This window comes from Aeromicrobium flavum, assembly GCF_007992115.1.
In the GTDB taxonomy this organism is placed as follows: Bacteria; Actinomycetota; Actinomycetes; order Propionibacteriales; family Nocardioidaceae; genus Aeromicrobium; species Aeromicrobium flavum.
Genome location: NZ_BJZQ01000001.1, coordinates 183,152 through 199,953 on the forward strand (window position 1 = coordinate 183,152; position 16,802 = coordinate 199,953).

Below are 16,802 nucleotides of genomic sequence, written 5' to 3' on the forward strand. Positions count from 1 at the left end.
ACGACGGTTCGCGTGGTATAGTTGAATCATCAACTACAAGGAGTCGACGTGAACCTTCGTCCCGAGACCGTGCCCACGCACTCACTGTCGGACCTGACGAACCGACTCGTGCCGAGCCCGCGCATGCCCGTGCTGTTCGTCGGCCACGGCAACCCCATGAACGCCCTCGCGGACAACACGTTCACCCGTGAGTGGGAGCGCGTCGGTGCCGGCCTGCCGGCCGCGCAGGCGATCGTCGTGATCAGCGCGCACTGGCTGACGCCGGGCGGCACCCACATCACGGACGCGCCGCGCAACCCGATCATCTACGACTTCGGTGGCTTGCCCGACGAGCTGTACCGCGTGCAGTACGAGACCCACGGCGACGCGCAGGTCGCGCGGATCCTGGCCGAGCACCTCGTCGAGTACGAGGCGAGGCTCGACAGCCAGTGGGGCCTGGACCACGGCACCTGGAGCGTGCTGAAGTTCCTCGCGCCGGCGCCCCAGGTGCCCGTCCTGCAGATCAGCATCGACTACGCGATGCCGCTGCCCGACCTCTACGAGCTCTTCGGCCGCCTGCGCGACCTGCGCCGCCGCGGCGTCGTCTTCATCGGCAGCGGCAACATCGTCCACGCGCTCAACCGGGTGCGCTGGGGCGGCGGGCCGGCGTGGGACTGGGCCGTCGAGTTCGACGCCCAGACCGCCGACGCCATCACCGACCGTGACGTCACCAAGCTGCTCGACCCGTACCGGACCTGGTCCGCGGCCCGCGTCGCCGTGCCCACGGACGACCACTACCGCCCGATGGTGGCCTCGCTCGGCCTGCTGGAGCCCGACGAGGAGATCGGCTTCTTCAACACCGAGATCGACATGGGCTCGGTCGGGATGCGGTCCTTCATCACCGCGGGGTGACGCCGAGGCCGCGCAGCACGGCACCGGTGAAGTCGTCGAACGTCAGGTCGTCCGGGCCGGCCGGCTTGGGCCCCAGGCGCACGGCGACGACGTCGGCCGACGGGACCACGGCCAGGAACTGGTTGCCCCAGCCGAGCGCCCAGAACGCGTCCGCGGGGGCGGCGGGAGCGAGCCGTCCGGTGAACGGCGGGCGGTCCTGCTCGAACCCCGCCGCCCGGCGCACCTCCCGGACGCGTCCCTCGGCGTTCGTCCACCACAGCAGCCCGTAGCCGGCATTGAGGTCCGAGGACGGCGTCGTGAGCTCGGCCACCGCCCGCTCGGACAGGATCCGACGACCCGCGAAGGTGCCGCCGTCGCGCATCATCACGCCCAGGCGGGCGAGGTCGGCGCAGGAGGACACGATCCCGGCGTAGGTCTTGAGTCGACCGGCGCGGTCGCGCTCCCACGTCGTGTCGACCAGCCCGAGCGGCGTGAGCAGCCGGGCGCGGGCGAACGCCTCGACGTCGCCCACCGTCGAGTCCAGCACCACCGACAGCAGCTGGCTGGCGAGGTTGTCGTAGCGCCACTGCGTGCCGGGTCGGTCCTGCTGGCCGGGGGCGAGGGCCGCGGCCGTCTGGTCGGCCGCCCGGATCATGGCGTCGTCCGCCTGCTCGGACCACGCCCGGCCCGACGTCATCGACATCAGGTGCCGCACGGTGACCGCTGCGGACTCCTCGGGCCAGTCCGGCACGTGCCGCCCCACGGGGTCGTCGAGGTCGATCTCGCCGTCGGCGGCCGCGATCGCCAGCAGGACGGCGACGACGGACTTCGTGATCGAGTAGACGCGTCGCGTGGCGTGCCGGGCGCCTGCGGGGTGCTCGTGCACCACCTCGTCGCCCCGCAGGACCACGGTGCACGTCGACCTGCTGGCGTCGACGAGCCGGTCGAGCTCACCGAAGTCCGGCGGGGGAGTGGGGGCCGTCGTCGGCGTCCGGGATGCCGAGGGTGTGGGCAGGCTGGCGTCGGACATGGCGGACCTTTCCGAGGACGGAGGCGTGCAGGCGCCCAGCAGCAGGCCGGCGGCGAGGACGGCCGTCGCGGCCCGCCCCCGCCGAGTGGCGCAGAACGGGGTGCCGAGTGGCGCAGAACTGCCCGCCACTCGTCGAGTGGCGGGCACTTTTGCGCCACTCGCGGAGGGGGTGGACGGGTTCACATGCTGCCGGTGTCGAGGTACCGCTGGTGCCACGACAGCGCCTCGCCCAGCAGGTGCGGGGTGTGGCGCGCCTCGGGGCGGGCGGCCAGGGCGCGCTCGAGGTAGTCGCGCAGCTGCGGCCGGAAGTCCGGGTGCGCGCAGTGGTTGATGATCCGCTCGGCGCGACCGCGCGGCGACAGGCCGCGCAGGTCGGCCAGGCCGTACTCGGTGACGATCACGTGCACGTCGTGCTCGGTGTGGTCGACGTGGCTGACCATCGGCACGATCGTCGAGATCGCGCCGTCCTTGGCGGTCGACGGGGTCAGGAAGAAGTTGAGGTAGGCGTTGCGCGCGAAGTCGCCGCTGCCGCCGATGCCGTTCATGACCGCGCTGCCCATGACGTGGGTCGAGTTCACGTTGCCGTAGATGTCGGCCTCGATCATGCCGTTCATGGCGATGATGCCCAGCCGCCGGATGACCTCCGGGTGGTTGGAGATCTCCTCGCTGCGCATGAGGATCCGGCCCTTGTACCCGTCGATGTTGTCGTGGAACCGCTGCATGCCCGCGCGGGACAGCCCGAACGATGCGGTCGAGGCCGCCCGCAGGGTGCCCGAGTCGAGCAGGGCGAGCATCCCGTCCTGCAGCACCTCGGTGTAGGCGACCAGGTTGGTGAACTCGCTGTCGTCGAGGCTCTGGCACACCGCGTTCGCCACGTTGCCGACGCCCGACTGCAGGGGCAGCAGCTCGGGCGGCATCCGGCCGGCGCCGACCTCGCCGCGCAGGAACTCCAGCGCATGGCTCGCGATCGCCTGCGACACGTCGTCGGGGGCGGAGAACGCCGCGCCGGCGTCCGGCTCGCGGGTCTCGACCACGGCGACGATCTTGGCCGGGTCGACCTTCAGGTAGGGCTCGCCGATGCGCTGCATCGGCTCGGTCAGCGTGAGCGGCCGACGGTGCGGCGGCAGCGCCGTGCCGCTGTAGATGTCGTGGAAGCCCTCGAGCTCGCGCGGCTGCCAGTGGTTGACCTCGAGGATCACCTTGTCGGCCTGGTCGAGCCACGTCTTGTTGTTGCCGACGGAGCTGCCCGGGACGAGCAGGCCATCGGGCAGGATCGCGGTCACCTCGATGACGGCGATGTCGAGCGGCCCGTAGAAGCCGAACCACATCTGCTGGGCGGAGTGGCTCAGGTGGGCGTCGATGTAGTCGACCTCGCCCGCGTTGATCTGGCGGCGCAGGGACGGGTCGGAGTTGTACGGCAGTCGGGTGGAGATGGCGTGCGCCTCGGCCAGGACACCGTCGGCCTGCGGAGCGGTGGAGGCACCGGTCCACAGGCCGATGCGGAACTCCTCGCCCGCGTCGTGCGCGGCGCGGGCCTTGGCGGCGAGCGCCGACGGCACGACCTTCGGGTAGCCGGCGCCGGTGAAGCCGCTCATCCCGACGTTGTCACCGGGCCGGATGAACTGGACGGCCTCCTCGGCGGACATGATCCGCGAGAAGGCCACCGGGCACGTCACACGACTCATGCCCCCCAGTGTTTCAGTTCTGGGACGGCTCCGAAACATCGGGCGTCGCGCCCTCGGGGGACTGCGCCTCCTGCTCGGCGATCTCGCGGCGGACCTTGTCCATGTCGATGACGCGGATCTGCTCGATGATCTCGTCGAGCGCCTGGGCCGGGAGGGCGCCGGGCTGGGCGTAGAGCAGCACGCCGTCGCGGAACGCCATCAGCGTCGGGATCGACGAGATCTGGACGGCGGCGGACAGCTCCTGCTCGGCCTCGGTGTCGATCTTGGCGAAGGTGATGTCGGGGTGGCGCTCGCTGGCGGCCTCGTAGACGGGGGCGAACTGCATGCACGGGCCGCACCAGCCGGCCCACCAGTCCACCAGCGTGATGCCGTCGCCGGTCACGGTGTCCTGGAACGTGTCGGCGGTCAGGTTGATCGTGGTCATGATGGCCTTTCCTCGGGTACTCCGTGGTCAACGTCCTCCTCCACTGTGGCATTCCGCTGGTTGCGGCAGCATGATCGGGACATGGACCGCAGGAGCGTCATCGCCGGGGGAGCGGCGCTCGGCGCGGCGTGGCTCGCCGGCTGCAGCGGCGACGACGGATCGCCGCGACCTCGCACCTCGGCGACGTCGGCTGCTCCCACGCCATCACCGAGCGCGAGCGAGCCCGCCGGGCCCTCGCCGATCGACCCGCGGCTGGACGGGACGATCGCCACGGGCCTGAACGTGCCGTGGGCCATCGTCTTCCTCGCCGACGGCACCGCGCTGGTCACCCAGCGCGACGACGCGTCGATCGTCCGGGTGACCGCCGACGGCGACGTCTCGGCGGTCGGGGACGTGCCGGGCGTCGCGCCCGGGGGAGAGGGCGGCCTGCAGGGCCTGGCCGTGGCCCCGGGCGACGAGTCGGCGCTCTACGCCTACCTGACCGGCCCGGAGGACAACCGCGTGGTGCGCCTGGCGTTCGACGGCGAGCGGCTCGGTGCCGCCGAGCCGATCCTCACGGGGCTCGACAAGGCCTTCAACCACCAGGGCGGCGCGCTGACGTTCGACCGGCGCGGGCACCTCTTCGTGGCGGTGGGCGACGCCGCGAACGCCGACACCGCCCAGGACCGCGACACGCTCAACGGCAAGATCCTGCGGATCGACACCCAGGGCCGGCCCGTCGCCGGGAACCCGTTCGGCAACGAGGTGTGGTCGTACGGCCACCGCAACGTCGAGGGCCTGGCGTGGGACGAGCAGGGCCGGCTGTGGGCCAGCGAGTTCGGCGCCCAGTCCACCGACGAGCTGAACGTCATCGTCAAGGGCGGCAACTACGGCTGGCCGACGGTCGAGGGGAACAGCGACGACGACCGGTTCGTGCGGCCCCGTGCCACGTGGTCGACCGCCGAGGCGTCCCCCGCCGGGGTGGCCGTCAGCGGCGACCGCGCGTTCGTCGCGGCCCTGCGCGGCGAGCGCCTGTGGCAGGTCCCGCTGCGCGGATCGTCGGCCGGCAGGCCCCGCGCGTTCCTGACCGGCGAGCTCGGTCGGCTGCGGTCCGTGGCGGTCGCTCCGGACGGCTCGTTGTGGGTGGGCACGTCCAACACCGACGGGCGCGGACGCCCCGACCGGCGCGACGACCGGATCGTGCGGGTCGCGATATTCGCCTGACGGACCACTGGATTTGCAGGCTGTATCGGGTTATCGTCGCGGTGGGGGACGACTCGGTTCGCCGACGTCATGAGGAATGCAGCGCCTCGGGGACTTGTGCCCGCGTCGCGTTTTCCGGATCGTCCTCGTTCGCCCCTCGGGTCCGCTTCGGAACCCGAGCGTGGCGGAGGCGGTTCGCCGCCCTGTGAGTCCGGCTCCCTCCCGGCACTGACAGCAAGAACCCCACCACCTCGCGGTGGTGGGGTTCTTGGCGTGTCGTCCGGCGACGGTGCTCAGAGGGGCCGGATGTTCGCGGCCTGGAGGCCCTTCTGTCCCTGCTCGACGTCGAACTCGACCTTCTGGTCCTCGTTCAGCGACTTGTAGCCGCCCGACTGGATCGCGCTGTAGTGCGCGAAGACGTCCTCGCCGCCGTCATCGGGGGCGATGAAGCCGAAGCCCTTGTCGGCGTTGAACCACTTGACGGTACCGGTGGCCATGGTCGTTCTCCTCTTCGATCCTTCTGGCGATGGTCGGACGCGCTCTTCACGCCCGACGGTCGCGACGCACATCCAACCGCGAGAGGAACCACGCCCCGGAGGGTCCTGCATCCTTTTGCTGTCCAACGTCGTGCAACTGCGACCACCCTACGACACGGCAGGGGGCCCGGGGAGGGTCTGTTTTCCCGTCGCCGGGGCGAATCTCCGGTGAATCCCGCGCGCCGGTGCGTGAACCGGACGAACTACGCCGGTATAGTCACGAAGAACCACTCCCGCGAGGGAGTGGGGCGACCGGCATGCCGGTGGCCGTGCGGGGGGCGTGCATCCGGGGGGACGGCGCGTCCCCCGCTCCCGTCCCGCTCAGGCGAGGTCGTAGTCGATGGTCAGCGGGGCGTGGTCGGACCAGCGCTCGCCCCAGCTGGGGGCGCGATCGACGGTGGCGACGCGTGCCGCGGCGGCCAGCTCGGGGGTCGCGATCTGGTAGTCGATCCGCCAGCCCGTGTCGTTGTCGAACGCCTGGCCGCGCATGGACCACCACGTGTACGGGCCGTCGACGGGGCCGGCCAGCCGGCGGTGCACGTCGTACCAGCCGAGGTCGCCGAAGAACTGGTCGAAGTAGGCCCGCTCCTGCGGCAGGAAGCCCGCCTTCTTGACGTTGCCCTTCCAGTTGCGGATGTCCAGCTCGGTGTGGCCGACGTTGAGGTCGCCGGTGATCAGCGCGTAGCCGTCCATGCCGCCGAGCTCGGCCATCCGCTTGGTCATCTGGTCGAGGAAGCGGTACTTCTCCTCCTGGCTCGGGGTGCCGACCCCGCCGGAGTGGACGTAGACGCTGACGACGGTGAGGACGGAGCCGTCGGGCAGGGCAAGGTCGGACTCGATCCAGCGACCGGAGTCGTCGAAGAACGCGTCTCCGTTGCCGACGCGGTGGCTGACGGGCTCGAGGCGGCTGAGCACGGCCACGCCCGAACGGCCCTTCGCGGCCGCCTCGGTGTGGACGACGTGGTAGCCGGTGCCCTCGAGGAGCTCGTGCACGAGGTCGTCGGGGCAGCGGACTTCCTGCAGCGTGACGATGTCGGCGTCGCGGCCCTCGAGCCACTCCTTCATCCCCTTGCGCCACGCGGCGCGGATGCCATTGACGTTGACGGTCGCGATCCTCAGCACCCGGCCGAGGCTACCGGGCCCCCTCCACCACTTTTGGAACGGGATTCACGTCGACTGGACGATTCGAGGTGAATCCCGTTCCAAAAGTGGAAGGGGGCGGGCGACTCAGTCGGAGAAGGGCGGGCGCTCGTCGAGGCGGATCGAGCGGCGGCCGGCCCAGCGCCAGGCGCGGGCGGTCAGGTCGCGGTCCTCGTCGGTGACGAGGTTGCCCATGACCCGCAGCGCGATCGTCATGAGGCGGTGCGACCGCATGCCGACCGGTCCGGCCGTGGGCAGCAGGTGCGGCACCGTGATGAGCCCGGCCAGGCGGCGGGCGATCGAGAACGCCGGCCCGTAGTGGGCGGTCAGCATCGCGGGCCACGCCTCGGCGGGGGAGTCACCCGTGGCCAGCAGCTCGGCGCCGATGCGTCCGGTTTCCAGCCCGTAGTCGATGCCCTCGCCGTTGAGCGGGTTGACGCAGCCGGCGGCGTCGCCGATGACGATCCAGTTCGGCCCGGCGACGCCCGACACGGCACCGCCCATCGGCAGCAGCGCCGAGGTGGGCATCCGCAGGTCGGACCCGAGGTCCCAGTCCTCGCGGCGCAGCGTGGCGTAGTACTCCATCAGCGGCCGGATCTGGATCTTGGCGGGGCGCTTGGCCGTGGCCAGGGCGCCGACGCCGAGGTTCACCTCGCCGTCGCCGAGGGGGAAGATCCACCCGTAGCCGGGCAGCAGCTCGCCGTCCTCGCCGCGCAGCTCGAGGTGCGACGAGATCCAGGGGTCGTCGCCACGGCCCGACTTGACGTAGCTGCGGCCGGCGACGCCGTAGGCGGTGTCGCGGTGCCACTCGCGGCCGAGCATCCGGCCCAGCGGCGAGCGCACGCCGTCGGCCACCACGAGGCGGCGGCAGGCGATCGTGTGGCGCCCCTCCGCGGTCTCGACGACGACGCCCGTGACGGAGCCGTCGGCGTCACGGACGACGTCGACGGCCTTCGCGCCGTCGACGCCGATCGCGCCCGCGTCGAGCGCTCGCTGGCGGATGCGCGCGTCGAGCTCGGTGCGGGGGACGGCCGAGCCGTGGTCGGGCAGGGACCCGCCGGGCCACGGCAGCAGGAGCTCCTGGCCGAAGCCCGCCGCGCGCAGCCCGCGGTTCAGGGTGTGCCCACGCACCCAGTCGCCGAGGTCGAGCAGGTCGAGCTCGGCGATGGCGCGCGGGGTGAGGCCGTCGCCGCAGGTCTTGTCGCGGGGGAAGGTGGCCGCGTCGACCAGCACGGTGTCCATCCCGAGGCGGGAGGTCCAGGCCGCGGCGGACGAGCCCGCGGGCCCGGCGCCGACGACGAGGACGTCGGTGGTGGTCGGCAGGCTCATGGGTCGATTCTCCCACCGGCCCCAGCACGCCCCGGTCAGGGGAGGTGCGAAGATGGCCGGCATGTCGCGAGCGCCCTCACCGAACCCCGACGTCGTCCGGTTCGCGTCCCGCGGCTCCAGCCACTTCGACGTGCTGCTCGCCCTGTTCTGCGTCGTGATCGTGGTGTCCAACGTCGTGGCCACCAAGGCCATCGAGTTCGGCTCGGGCAGCCTGACCGTCGGTCCCGTGCAGGTGTGGCCGCTCGTCACCGACGGCGGGGTCGTCCTGTTCCCGCTGGCCTACGTGCTCGGCGACGTGATCTCCGAGGTCTACGGCCTGCGCGCCGCCCGCCGCGCCATCCTCACCGGGTTCGCCGCGGCGGCGCTGGCGGCCTTCGCCTTCTTCGTCGTGCAGCTCATGCCGGCCGCGTCCTGGTACGAGAACCAGCCGGCCTACGAGGCGGTACTGGGGCCGGTCTCGCAGATCGTGCTCGCCAGCCTGGCGGGGTACCTCGCCGGCCAGTTCCTGAACTCCTGGGTGCTGGTGCGGATGAAGCAGCGCTCCGCCGAGCACCGGCTCGTGGCCCGTCTCGTCGGATCGACCGGCGTGGGCGAAGTGGCCGACACGCTGATCTTCTGCGCCATCGCCGCCTCCGCGATCGGGATCACCACGTTCGGGACGTTCCTGAACTACTTCGTGATGGGCGTCGTGCTGAAGGTCGGGATCGAGCTGGCGCTCATGCCGGTGACGGTGCGGGTCATCGCGTGGCTCAAGCGACGCGAGCCGGGCTACTTCGACAGGTAGCGGCCCAGCCACTCGTCGCGCAGCGCCGCGAAGTCCCCGGCCTCGATCGCGTCGCGCATGCGGTCGACGAGCCGGATGAAGAAGCGCTCGTTGTGGATCGAGCACAGCGTCGCGGCGTTGTACTCGTTGGCCTTGAACAGGTGGTGCAGGTACGCCTTCGTGTAGTGGGCGCAGGTGTAGCAGTCGCAGCCCTCCTCGATGGGGCCGAAGTCGCGCCGCGAGGCGGCCACCATGAGGTTGGAGCGTCCGTCGGCGGTGTAGATCCGCGACGAGCGCGCGACCCGGGTGGGCGTGACGCAGTCGAAGGTGTCGCAGCCGGCCTCGACGCCGGCGAAGAGGTCCTCGGGCTCGCCGATGCCCAGCAGGTGGCGGGGGCGGTCGTCGGGGAGCTCGTCGGTGACCCACCGGACGATCGTGCCGAGGCTCTCCTTCTCGATCGCGCCGCCGACGCCGTAGCCGTCGAAGTCCATCCCGGCCAGGCCGCGTGCGGCCTGCCGGCGCAGGTCCTCGTGCTGGGCACCCTGCACCACGCCGTACAGCGCCTGGCGCGGCTTGTCGGCACGCTCGGCCGAGAGTCGCTGGTGCTCGGCGAGGCAGCGCTCGGCCCACGCCTGGGTGCGCCGCAGGGAGTCCTCCTGGTACTCGCGGCTGTTCATCAGCGTCGTCAGCTCGTCGAACGCGAAGATGATGTCGGCGCCGAGCTGGTGCTGGATGCGCATCGACACCTCGGGGGTGAACCGGTGCTTGGACCCGTCGAGGTGGCTCTTGAACGTCACGCCGTCGTCATCGACGTGCGCCAGCCGGTCCTTGCCCGGGGCGATCACGTCGTCGGCCTCGGTGCCCACGGCGTCCATCGCGAGGGTCTTCTTGAAGCCGGCGCCGAGGCTCAGCACCTGGAAGCCGCCGGAATCGGTGAACGTCGGGCCGCGCCAGTTCATGAACGCGCCGAGGCCGCCGGCCTCCTCGACGATGTCGGCACCGGGCTGCAGGTACAGGTGGTAGGCGTTCGACAGCACCGCCTGCCCGCCCAGCTGCACGATCGACTCCGGCAGCACCGCCTTGACGGTGGCCTTGGTGCCGACGGGGATGAACGCCGGCGTGCGGATCGCCCCGTGCGGGGTCTCGATGGTGCCCGATCTTCCCGGGGCGTCCGGCAGGGTGCTTCCGACGGTGAACACGGGCCCCATCCAAACAGACGGGGCCCGCGTCCCGGTCAGGCGTCGGTGCGGTCGACCAGCTCGACGCGCGTGGCGTCGCGCTCGCTGCTGCCCATGGCGGCGGCGAGACGGTGGTGGACCGTCCCCTCGCGGTGGCGGCTCTGCCGGTCGAGGGACAGGCCGAGGGCGGTGTGCGCCCAGGCGCTGGTGGGCTCGAGCTCGGTCAGCCGCCGGAACGCCTGCTCCGCCGGGGCCAGGTGGGCCGCGGCGAAGTGGGCGCGTCCCAGCAGCTCCCACACGGCGGCGTTGCGCGGCTCCAGCTCGGTGACGGGCTGCAGGACCCGGGCCGCCTCGCGCGGGAACCGCGAGTCGAGCAGCTCCTCCGCGTAGCGGAAGGCCGCGAAGGGCTCCATCGCCTCGATCGATGCGTCGGTCAGCGTGGGCTTCATCCAGATGGTCATTCCGCTCCTCTCGTCACCGGTCCTCAACGGCGGGGGAGGCGCGGATGTTCCCGGCTCACTCCTGGACGTCGGGGGCCGGCTCGGCCGGCTGGAGCGGCTTCGGGTCGGGCTTGGGCGTCGGTGACGGAGCGGGGGCCGGGGCGGTGGTGGGCGGCTCCGTCGGCTCGCCCGTGGTGGGCGGCGCGACGGGCGCCGTCGTCGTCCCCTCCGTGGGACCCTCGGTCGGCTCGGCCGTCGGCGTGGCCTCGGTCTCGGCGGGTGCCTCCCGCTCCTGCTCGGTGCTGCCGCCCTGCCACGGGCGTCCGATCGACGGGTTGTCGGTGTGGCCGAACGAGGAGTCGGTGACCAGCTCGTACGCGCCGATCGCCAGCAGCGCGGCGGCGAGGGTCAGGCCGGTCCACGTCAGCACGCGCTTCCAGGAGAAGGCCCGCTCGGACTCCTCGACCGCGACGGCCGACTCCTCCTCGGTGACCAGCACCTCGCCCTCGTCACCGGCTCCCGCCTGGGCCGACTCGCCGGCCGGACGCGATCGGGCGACGACGCTGCCGCTCTCGGTGATGAACGTCGTGCCCTTGTCGAGCCCTCGCACGTAGAACGCGCTCGCGACCGACGCCACGAGGCTGCCGACCGCGGCACCGATGATCGTGCCGGCCACTCCGAGGTACGACGCGACCCAGGCCGAGGTCATCGCGGCGAGGGCACCGGCGACCAGCTGCAGCCAGGGCAGGCCGGTGAGGGGTCCTTTGTCCGACATGATTTCGAGCCTAACGAAGCCGGCCAGCCCGTCCCGGGCTCGAGATGTGTAGCGAACGACACCTGATCGAGGCGGATTCGGCCTGATTCAGGTGCGTTTCGCTACACATCTCGCGCGCCATGGGCGGGTCGGGTCAGGACAGTGCCTGCTCCAGATCGGCGAGCAGGTCCTCGACGTCCTCGATGCCGACCGAGAGGCGCACCAGGTCCTCGGGCACCTCGAGCTGCGACCCGGCGGTCGAGGCGTGCGTCATGGCCCCCGGGTGCTCGATGAGCGACTCGATGCCGCCCAGGCTCTCGGCGAGCGTGAAGACCCGGGTGCGCGCGCACAGGTCGAGCGCCGCCTGGCGTCCGCCGGCGAGGCGCACCGAGATCATCCCGCCGAACCGGCGCATCTGCTTCGCCGCGACGTCGTGCCCGGGGTGGTCGATCAGGCCCGGGTAGCGGATCTCGCTGACCGCGGGGTGGTCCTTCAGCATCTCGACGACGGCCTCGGCGTTGTCGCAGTGCCGCTCCATGCGCACGGCGAGCGTCTTGATGCCGCGCATCACGAGGTAGGCGTCGAACGGTCCGGGCACGCCACCGGCGCCGTTCTGCAGGAACGCGAAGGCCGCGTCCAGCTCGGCGTCGTTCGTGACGAGCGCGCCGCCGACGACGTCGCTGTGCCCGCCGAGGTACTTCGTCGAGGAGTGCAGGACGATGTCCGCCCCGAGCGCCAGCGGCTGCTGGAGGTAGGGCGACGCGAACGTGCTGTCGACCAGCAGTTTCGCGCCCGCCGCGTGCGCGGCCTCGGCGGCCGCAGCGATGTCGGCGATGTTCAGCAGCGGGTTGGTGGGCGTCTCGAGCCACACCAGCTTCGTGCGGTCGGTGATGGCCGCGGCGATCGCCTCGGGATCGTTGACCGCCACGGGCGCGTGGTCGATGCCCCACTGCGAGAACACCTTGTCGATGAGCCGGAAGGTGCCGCCGTAGGCGTCGTCGGGGATGACCAGGTGGTCGCCGGGACGCAGGATCGCGCGCAGCGCCGTGTCGGTGGCGGCCATGCCCGAGGAGAACGCGCGGCCGTACGTGCCGCCGTCGAGCGAGGCGAGGTTCGCCTCGAGCGCACGCCGGGTGGGGTTGCCCGTGCGGGCGTACTCGAAGCCCTCGCGCATCCCGCCGACACCGTCCTGGGCGAAGGTCGAGCTGGCGTAGATCGGCACGTTGACCGCGCCGGTGCGCGGGTCGGGCTCCTGGCCGGCGTGGATCGCGCGGGTCGAGAAGCCGTGCTGGCGGTCGGTCATACGTGAACTCCCAACAGGTCGTGGCGGGTCAGGACGCCCAGGGGCTTGCCCTCGTCGACGACCATCAGCGCGTCGCTGCCCTTGAACGCCTCCAGGGCCGCCGCGAGGTCCTCGCCGGAGCCGATGATCGGCAGCGGCGCCTCCATGTGCTGGGCGACGGCGTCGGTCAGCTTGGCGCGGCCCTCGAAGACCGCGCTGACGAGCTCGCGCTCGCTGACGCTGCCGGCGACCTCGCCGATCACGACCGGCGGCTCGGGGCCGACGACCGGCATCTGCGAGACGTTGTACTCGCGCAGGATCTCGATCGCGTCGCGGACGGTCTCGGACGGGTGCGTGTGCACCAGCGCCGGCATCTCGCCGGACTTGCGCCGCAGGATGTCGATGACGTGCAGGTCGGAGCTGTGGCCGTCCAGCGGGGTGCGCAGGAAGCCGTACGACGCCATCCAGTCGTCGTTGAAGATCTTGGACAGGTAGCCGCGGCCACCGTCGGGCAGCAGGACGACGACCATGTCGTCCGGTCCCAGCCGCTCGGCCACGCGGATCGCGGCGACGACGGCCATGCCGCACGAGCCGCCGACCAGCAGGCCCTCCTCGCGGGCGAGACGGCGGGTCATGTCGAACGAGTCGGCGTCCGAGACCGCGATGATCTCGTCGGGGATCGAGGGGTCGTACGCGGAGGGCCAGAAGTCCTCGCCGACGCCCTCGACCAGGTACGGCCGCCCGGTGCCGCCGGAGTAGACCGATCCCTCGGGATCGGCGCCGATCACCTTGAGGTCGGGGTTCTGCTCCTTGAGGTACTTGCCGGCACCCGAGATGGTGCCGCCCGTGCCGACGCCCGCCACGAAGTGGGTGACGCGCCCGTCGGTGCCGTTCCAGATCTCCGGACCGCTGGTCTCGTAGTGGCTGGCGGGCCCGGCCGGGTTGGAGTACTGGTCGGGCTTCCAGGCGTTCGGGGTCTCACGCACCAGGCGGTCGGAGACGTTGTAGTAGGAGTCGGGGTGCTCCGGCGGCACGGCCGTGGGGCACACGACGACCTGGGCTCCGTAGGCCTTGAGCGTGTTGCGCTTGTCCTCGCTGACCTTGTCGGGGCAGACGAAGATGCACGAGTAGCCGCGCTGCTGGGCGACGAGGGCCAGGCCGACGCCGGTGTTGCCGGAGGTCGGCTCGACGATGGTGCCGCCGGGCTTGAGGGCGCCGGACGCTTCGGCCTCGTCGACCATCTTCACCGCGATGCGGTCCTTGGAGCTGCCACCGGGGTTGAAGTACTCGAGCTTTGCGACGACGGTCGCCGCGCCTTCGGGTACCACCGAGTTGAGCCGGACTAGGGGAGTGTCGCCGATGAGGTCGACCACGTGGTTCGCGATGGTCATGACCCCATCATGTCACCGCGTCCCCGGGCCGCCCGATCAGGACCGCAGTGGCCGTCCCTGGGCGTCCTTCGGATCGGAGACGAGCGTGATGATGCCGTCGATGAACGGCCAGATGGCGCCGATGCCGCACGTGACGACCGTGACCACGAGCTGCGCCACGCCCATGCTGGTGTGCCCGGTGTAGAAGCGCCCGATTCCCAGGGGAATCAGCAGTTGCAGCAGGCCGGCCACGATCTTGGACTTGTCCGAGAACGGCAGGCCGGTCTTCGGGTCGATCCCGTAGGGCGCCCCCGGCGTCTGCCAGCCGGGGCCCTGCGGCCATCCCGCCGCCCCCGCGCCGGGCGGCGGCGGGGGCGGAGGAGGAGGCGGCGGAGGCGGCGTCGCGCCGAAGCGCACGGTCGGGTCGTGGTCGCCCGCGCCCGGGTCGGGGTCCGGGCGCGGGTCCTGCGGGTCCTCCGGCGGCGTGTTCGTCATGGCCGCACGCTACCGCGCGATCAGACCACCGCGCCCTCGTCGGGCAGTCCGCGCCCGTCGAGGATGTGGGAGTAGGGGTCGGCCTTGTGCCGCGGGTCCCGGTCCGGGTTGTACGGCCACTTCTCCTCGAGCAGCAGACCCAGCGTGGCGGCCGTGAAGACGGTCGAGAAGTGACCGAACAGCAGGCCCAGGAGCACCGCGATCGAGAAGTCGCGCAACGAGTCGCCGCCGAGCACCATCAGCGCGGCGAGGATGAACGTCGCACCCATGGCCGTGTTCACGGTTCGGGGCAGCGTCGACAGGATCGCCTCGTTGACCATCTCGCGCAGCGGGATGTTGGCGTTCCGTGTCCGTTCTCGGATGCGGTCGAGGACGACGATCGAGTCGTTCACCGACAGGCCGATGATCGACAAGATGGCGGCCAGGAAGACGCCGTCGATCGGCTTGTCCCACCAGGCGAAGATGCCCACGACCGCGAGCACGACCGAGGCCATCGAGACGATGGCGGCGGCGGCCCAGGTCCAGCGGAACCGCCAGGCCAGGTAGGCCATCTGTGCCGCGACCGCGATGAGGAACGCCAGCAGCGCCTTGTTGCGCAGCTCCTTGCCCAGGGTCGGGTCGATGGTGTCGGAGCGGACCTGGACGGTCTCGCCGCCGACCTCGGCGATCGACGCGCGGACCTTCTCGGCCTCGGCCTCGCTGATCTTGGGCAGGCGCACCGAGATGTTCTCGCCGCCGTCGCCGGAGGACGACTGCACGACCGCCTCGGAGAATCCGGCGCCGGTCACGGCGTCGCGGGCCGCGTCGGGCGTGATGGGCTTGGCCGTGGAGTACTCGAGCTGGCGGCCGCCGGCGAACTCGACGCCGAGGTCGAGGCCCTTGACCAGGATGCCGCCGATCATGATCGTGGCGACACCGAGCGACGCCACGACCCAGAGGCCGGCGCGGCGCACCAGGTACGGGCCGTGCTCGTTCAGCCAGTGACGCAGGCTGGAGATGCCGCCGATGCCGCTGGCCTGCGGGTGGGTGCGGACCCACTTGCGCTTGACCAGCCACTCGGTGAGCCAGCGGGCCACGACCAGTGCCGAGAACATCGAGGCGATGACGCCGATGGTCAAGGTGATGCCGAAGCCCTTGACCGGACCGGCCGAGAGGAAGAAGAGCAGCACGGCGGCCAGGACGGTCGTGACGTTGGAGTCGATGATCGCCGACCAGGCCTTGGAGAAGCCGGTGCTGAGGGCCGACAGCAGGCCGGCCTTCGGGTTCTCGTGATATTCCTCGCGCGCTCGTTCGTAGACCAGGACGTTGGCGTCGATCGCCAGGCCGATCGCCAGCACGAAGCCGGCCAGGCCGGGCAGGGTCAGCGTGGCGCCCAGCAGGACGAGGGCGCCGTAGGAGATCAGGGCGTACACCGTCAGCGCGATGGTCGCCATCACGCCGGTGAGGCGGTAGATGAAGATGATGAAGAGGCCGGTCAGCAGCAGGCCGATGATGGACGCGGTCTTGGAGTCCTCGATGGCCGCCTTGCCCAGCGTCGGGCCGACGGTGCGCTGGTCGATGATCTCGACCGGGACCGGCAGCGCGCCGGCCTTGATCAGCAGCGCCAGGTCCTTGGCCTCGGCCTGCTTGAAGTCACCGGTGATGCTGGTCGAGGCGCCGCCGCCGGAGCGGCAGAGGTCGTCGACGATGCCCGGGGACGAGATGACCTTGTTGTCGAGCACGATCGCGATCCGGTTGCCGGCGGCCGTGTTCTGGCAGGCGGACGTCACGAGGTTGCGCCACGGGTCGCGGCCCGTCCCGTTGAACTCCACGTTGACGACCCAGTCGCCGATGCTGTTCTGGGGCATGGCGGCCTCGGCGTCGCTGATGCCGTTGCCGTCGAACGCGACCGGGGCGAGCAGCAGCGGCTGTCCGCTCTCGTCGGGCAGGACGACCTCGCCCTCGGCGGGCTTGGTCTCCTCGGTGGCCGGGGCCTTGACCTCACGGAACTCGAGGGAGGCCGTCTGGCCGATGACCTCGGCGGCCTTCGTGGGGTCCTGCACGTTGGGCAGCTCGACGATGATGCGGTTCTCGCCGGAGCGGGCGAGCGTGGGCTCGGAGACGCCCAGGCCGTCGACGCGGCCGCGCAGGACCTCGACGGCTCGGTCGGTGGCCTCGGCGTCGGCCTTGACCCGGTCGGTGGACTTCGCCTCGAGGGTGATCTGGGTGCCGCCGCGCAGGTCGAGGCCCAGGTTGGGACTCATGGTGAGGGCCACGGCGGCGGCGCCGAGGATGACGACGAGGCAGACGAGCCCGCGCCAGAGATTGGTCTTGGAGGACATGAG

General features: G+C 71.4%; 16 protein-coding genes. 3 read left to right on the plus strand and 13 right to left on the minus strand.

Annotated elements, in window-relative coordinates; all coding sequences use genetic code 11:
- The first annotated feature begins 48 nt into the window (after window positions 1-48).
- Complete coding sequence (locus tag AFL01nite_RS00900) at window positions 49-891, plus strand: dioxygenase family protein (RefSeq protein ID WP_146825210.1); 843 nt, start codon at window positions 49-51, stop codon at window positions 889-891.
- Here AFL01nite_RS00900 and AFL01nite_RS00905 read toward each other — a convergent pair.
- From AFL01nite_RS00905 to AFL01nite_RS00915, 3 genes are all read right to left on the minus strand, one after another.
- The gene (locus AFL01nite_RS00905) at window positions 878-1,900 is read right to left on the minus strand and encodes a serine hydrolase domain-containing protein (protein ID WP_146825211.1); all 1,023 of its coding nucleotides are present in this window, start codon (window positions 1,898-1,900) and stop codon (window positions 878-880) included. The two genes, AFL01nite_RS00900 and AFL01nite_RS00905, sit on opposite strands and share 14 nt — an antisense overlap.
- 179 nt (window positions 1,901-2,079) lie before the next feature.
- The gene (gene scpC / locus AFL01nite_RS00910) at window positions 2,080-3,585 is read right to left on the minus strand and encodes a succinyl-CoA:acetate CoA-transferase ScpC (protein ID WP_146825212.1); all 1,506 of its coding nucleotides are present in this window, start codon (window positions 3,583-3,585) and stop codon (window positions 2,080-2,082) included.
- A gap of 13 nt (window positions 3,586-3,598) precedes the next feature.
- Entirely contained in the window at window positions 3,599-4,009 is a 411-nt protein-coding gene (locus AFL01nite_RS00915) for a thioredoxin family protein (RefSeq protein WP_146825213.1), read from the minus strand.
- Between the two features lie 81 nt (window positions 4,010-4,090).
- Here AFL01nite_RS00915 and AFL01nite_RS00920 point away from each other — a divergent pair, with 81 nt between their 5' ends.
- Window positions 4,091-5,212, plus strand: coding sequence for a PQQ-dependent sugar dehydrogenase (locus AFL01nite_RS00920; protein ID WP_146825214.1), 1,122 nt, complete (start codon window positions 4,091-4,093; stop codon window positions 5,210-5,212).
- A gap of 272 nt (window positions 5,213-5,484) precedes the next feature.
- Here AFL01nite_RS00920 and cspE read toward each other — a convergent pair whose 3' ends face one another.
- From cspE to AFL01nite_RS00935, 3 genes are all read right to left on the minus strand, one after another.
- Window positions 5,485-5,688 carry a transcription antiterminator/RNA stability regulator CspE gene (gene cspE, locus AFL01nite_RS00925; RefSeq protein ID WP_146825215.1) on the minus strand — a complete coding sequence of 68 codons (204 nt, stop codon included), beginning with the start codon at window positions 5,686-5,688 and terminating at the stop codon, window positions 5,485-5,487.
- Window positions 5,689-6,048: 360 nt separating this feature from the next.
- On the minus strand, window positions 6,049-6,849 hold the full coding sequence (locus tag AFL01nite_RS00930; RefSeq protein WP_146825216.1) for an exodeoxyribonuclease III: 801 nt from the start codon (window positions 6,847-6,849) through the stop codon (window positions 6,049-6,051).
- A 105-nt stretch (window positions 6,850-6,954) separates the two neighbouring features.
- Entirely contained in the window at window positions 6,955-8,196 is a 1,242-nt protein-coding gene (locus AFL01nite_RS00935; RefSeq protein ID WP_146825217.1) for a geranylgeranyl reductase family protein, read from the minus strand.
- A 61-nt stretch (window positions 8,197-8,257) separates the two neighbouring features.
- On the opposite strand from AFL01nite_RS00935, the gene AFL01nite_RS00940 reads away from it, so the two are divergent.
- Window positions 8,258-8,980, plus strand: a complete 723-nt coding sequence (locus AFL01nite_RS00940) for a queuosine precursor transporter (RefSeq protein ID WP_146825218.1) — start codon at window positions 8,258-8,260, stop codon at window positions 8,978-8,980.
- On the opposite strand, the gene tgt is transcribed toward AFL01nite_RS00940, so the two are convergent.
- The 7 genes from tgt to secD form a co-directional block, all read right to left on the minus strand.
- Window positions 8,965-10,158 carry a tRNA guanosine(34) transglycosylase Tgt gene (gene tgt, locus AFL01nite_RS00945; protein WP_371862803.1) on the minus strand — a complete coding sequence of 398 codons (1,194 nt, stop codon included), beginning with the start codon at window positions 10,156-10,158 and terminating at the stop codon, window positions 8,965-8,967. The two genes, AFL01nite_RS00940 and tgt, sit on opposite strands and share 16 nt — an antisense overlap.
- Window positions 10,159-10,193: 35 nt before the next feature.
- Entirely contained in the window at window positions 10,194-10,598 is a 405-nt protein-coding gene (locus AFL01nite_RS00950) for a tetratricopeptide repeat protein (RefSeq protein ID WP_146825220.1), read from the minus strand.
- A 55-nt stretch (window positions 10,599-10,653) separates the two neighbouring features.
- A complete protein-coding gene (locus AFL01nite_RS00955) occupies window positions 10,654-11,352 on the minus strand; it encodes a hypothetical protein (protein ID WP_146825221.1) in 699 nt (232 codons plus the stop codon).
- A 133-nt stretch (window positions 11,353-11,485) separates the two neighbouring features.
- Window positions 11,486-12,634, minus strand: a complete 1,149-nt coding sequence (locus AFL01nite_RS00960; RefSeq protein ID WP_146825222.1) for a cystathionine gamma-synthase — start codon at window positions 12,632-12,634, stop codon at window positions 11,486-11,488.
- Window positions 12,631-14,004, minus strand: coding sequence for a cystathionine beta-synthase (locus AFL01nite_RS00965; RefSeq protein ID WP_146825223.1), 1,374 nt, complete (start codon window positions 14,002-14,004; stop codon window positions 12,631-12,633). The genes AFL01nite_RS00960 and AFL01nite_RS00965 overlap by 4 nt, the downstream gene beginning before the upstream one ends.
- Window positions 14,005-14,040: 36 nt before the next feature.
- Window positions 14,041-14,478, minus strand: a complete 438-nt coding sequence (locus tag AFL01nite_RS00970) for a TM2 domain-containing protein (protein ID WP_146825224.1) — start codon at window positions 14,476-14,478, stop codon at window positions 14,041-14,043.
- A gap of 20 nt (window positions 14,479-14,498) precedes the next feature.
- Window positions 14,499-16,799, minus strand: coding sequence for a protein translocase subunit SecD (secD, locus tag AFL01nite_RS00975; protein WP_146825225.1), 2,301 nt, complete (start codon window positions 16,797-16,799; stop codon window positions 14,499-14,501).
- Window positions 16,800-16,802: the final 3 nt, after the last annotated feature.

Bases quoted from the DNA above. Each gene is read 5' to 3' on its own strand.
- AFL01nite_RS00905 (WP_146825211.1), bottom strand. From the start codon at position 1,900: ATGTCCGACGCCAGCCTGCCCACACCCTCGGCATCCCGGACGCCGACG.
- scpC (WP_146825212.1), bottom strand. From the start codon at position 3,585: ATGAGTCGTGTGACGTGCCCGGTGGCCTTCTCGCGGATCATGTCCGCC.
- AFL01nite_RS00915 (WP_146825213.1), bottom strand. From the start codon at position 4,009: ATGACCACGATCAACCTGACCGCCGACACGTTCCAGGACACCGTGACC.
- AFL01nite_RS00920 (WP_146825214.1), top strand. From the start codon at position 4,091: ATGGACCGCAGGAGCGTCATCGCCGGGGGAGCGGCGCTCGGCGCGGCG.
- cspE (WP_146825215.1), bottom strand. From the start codon at position 5,688: ATGGCCACCGGTACCGTCAAGTGGTTCAACGCCGACAAGGGCTTCGGC.
- AFL01nite_RS00935 (WP_146825217.1), bottom strand. From the start codon at position 8,196: ATGAGCCTGCCGACCACCACCGACGTCCTCGTCGTCGGCGCCGGGCCC.
- AFL01nite_RS00940 (WP_146825218.1), top strand. From the start codon at position 8,258: ATGTCGCGAGCGCCCTCACCGAACCCCGACGTCGTCCGGTTCGCGTCC.
- AFL01nite_RS00950 (WP_146825220.1), bottom strand. From the start codon at position 10,598: ATGACCATCTGGATGAAGCCCACGCTGACCGACGCATCGATCGAGGCG.
- AFL01nite_RS00955 (WP_146825221.1), bottom strand. From the start codon at position 11,352: ATGTCGGACAAAGGACCCCTCACCGGCCTGCCCTGGCTGCAGCTGGTC.
- AFL01nite_RS00960 (WP_146825222.1), bottom strand. From the start codon at position 12,634: ATGACCGACCGCCAGCACGGCTTCTCGACCCGCGCGATCCACGCCGGC.
- AFL01nite_RS00965 (WP_146825223.1), bottom strand. From the start codon at position 14,004: ATGACCATCGCGAACCACGTGGTCGACCTCATCGGCGACACTCCCCTA.
- AFL01nite_RS00970 (WP_146825224.1), bottom strand. From the start codon at position 14,478: ATGACGAACACGCCGCCGGAGGACCCGCAGGACCCGCGCCCGGACCCC.
- secD (WP_146825225.1), bottom strand. From the start codon at position 16,799: ATGTCCTCCAAGACCAATCTCTGGCGCGGGCTCGTCTGCCTCGTCGTC.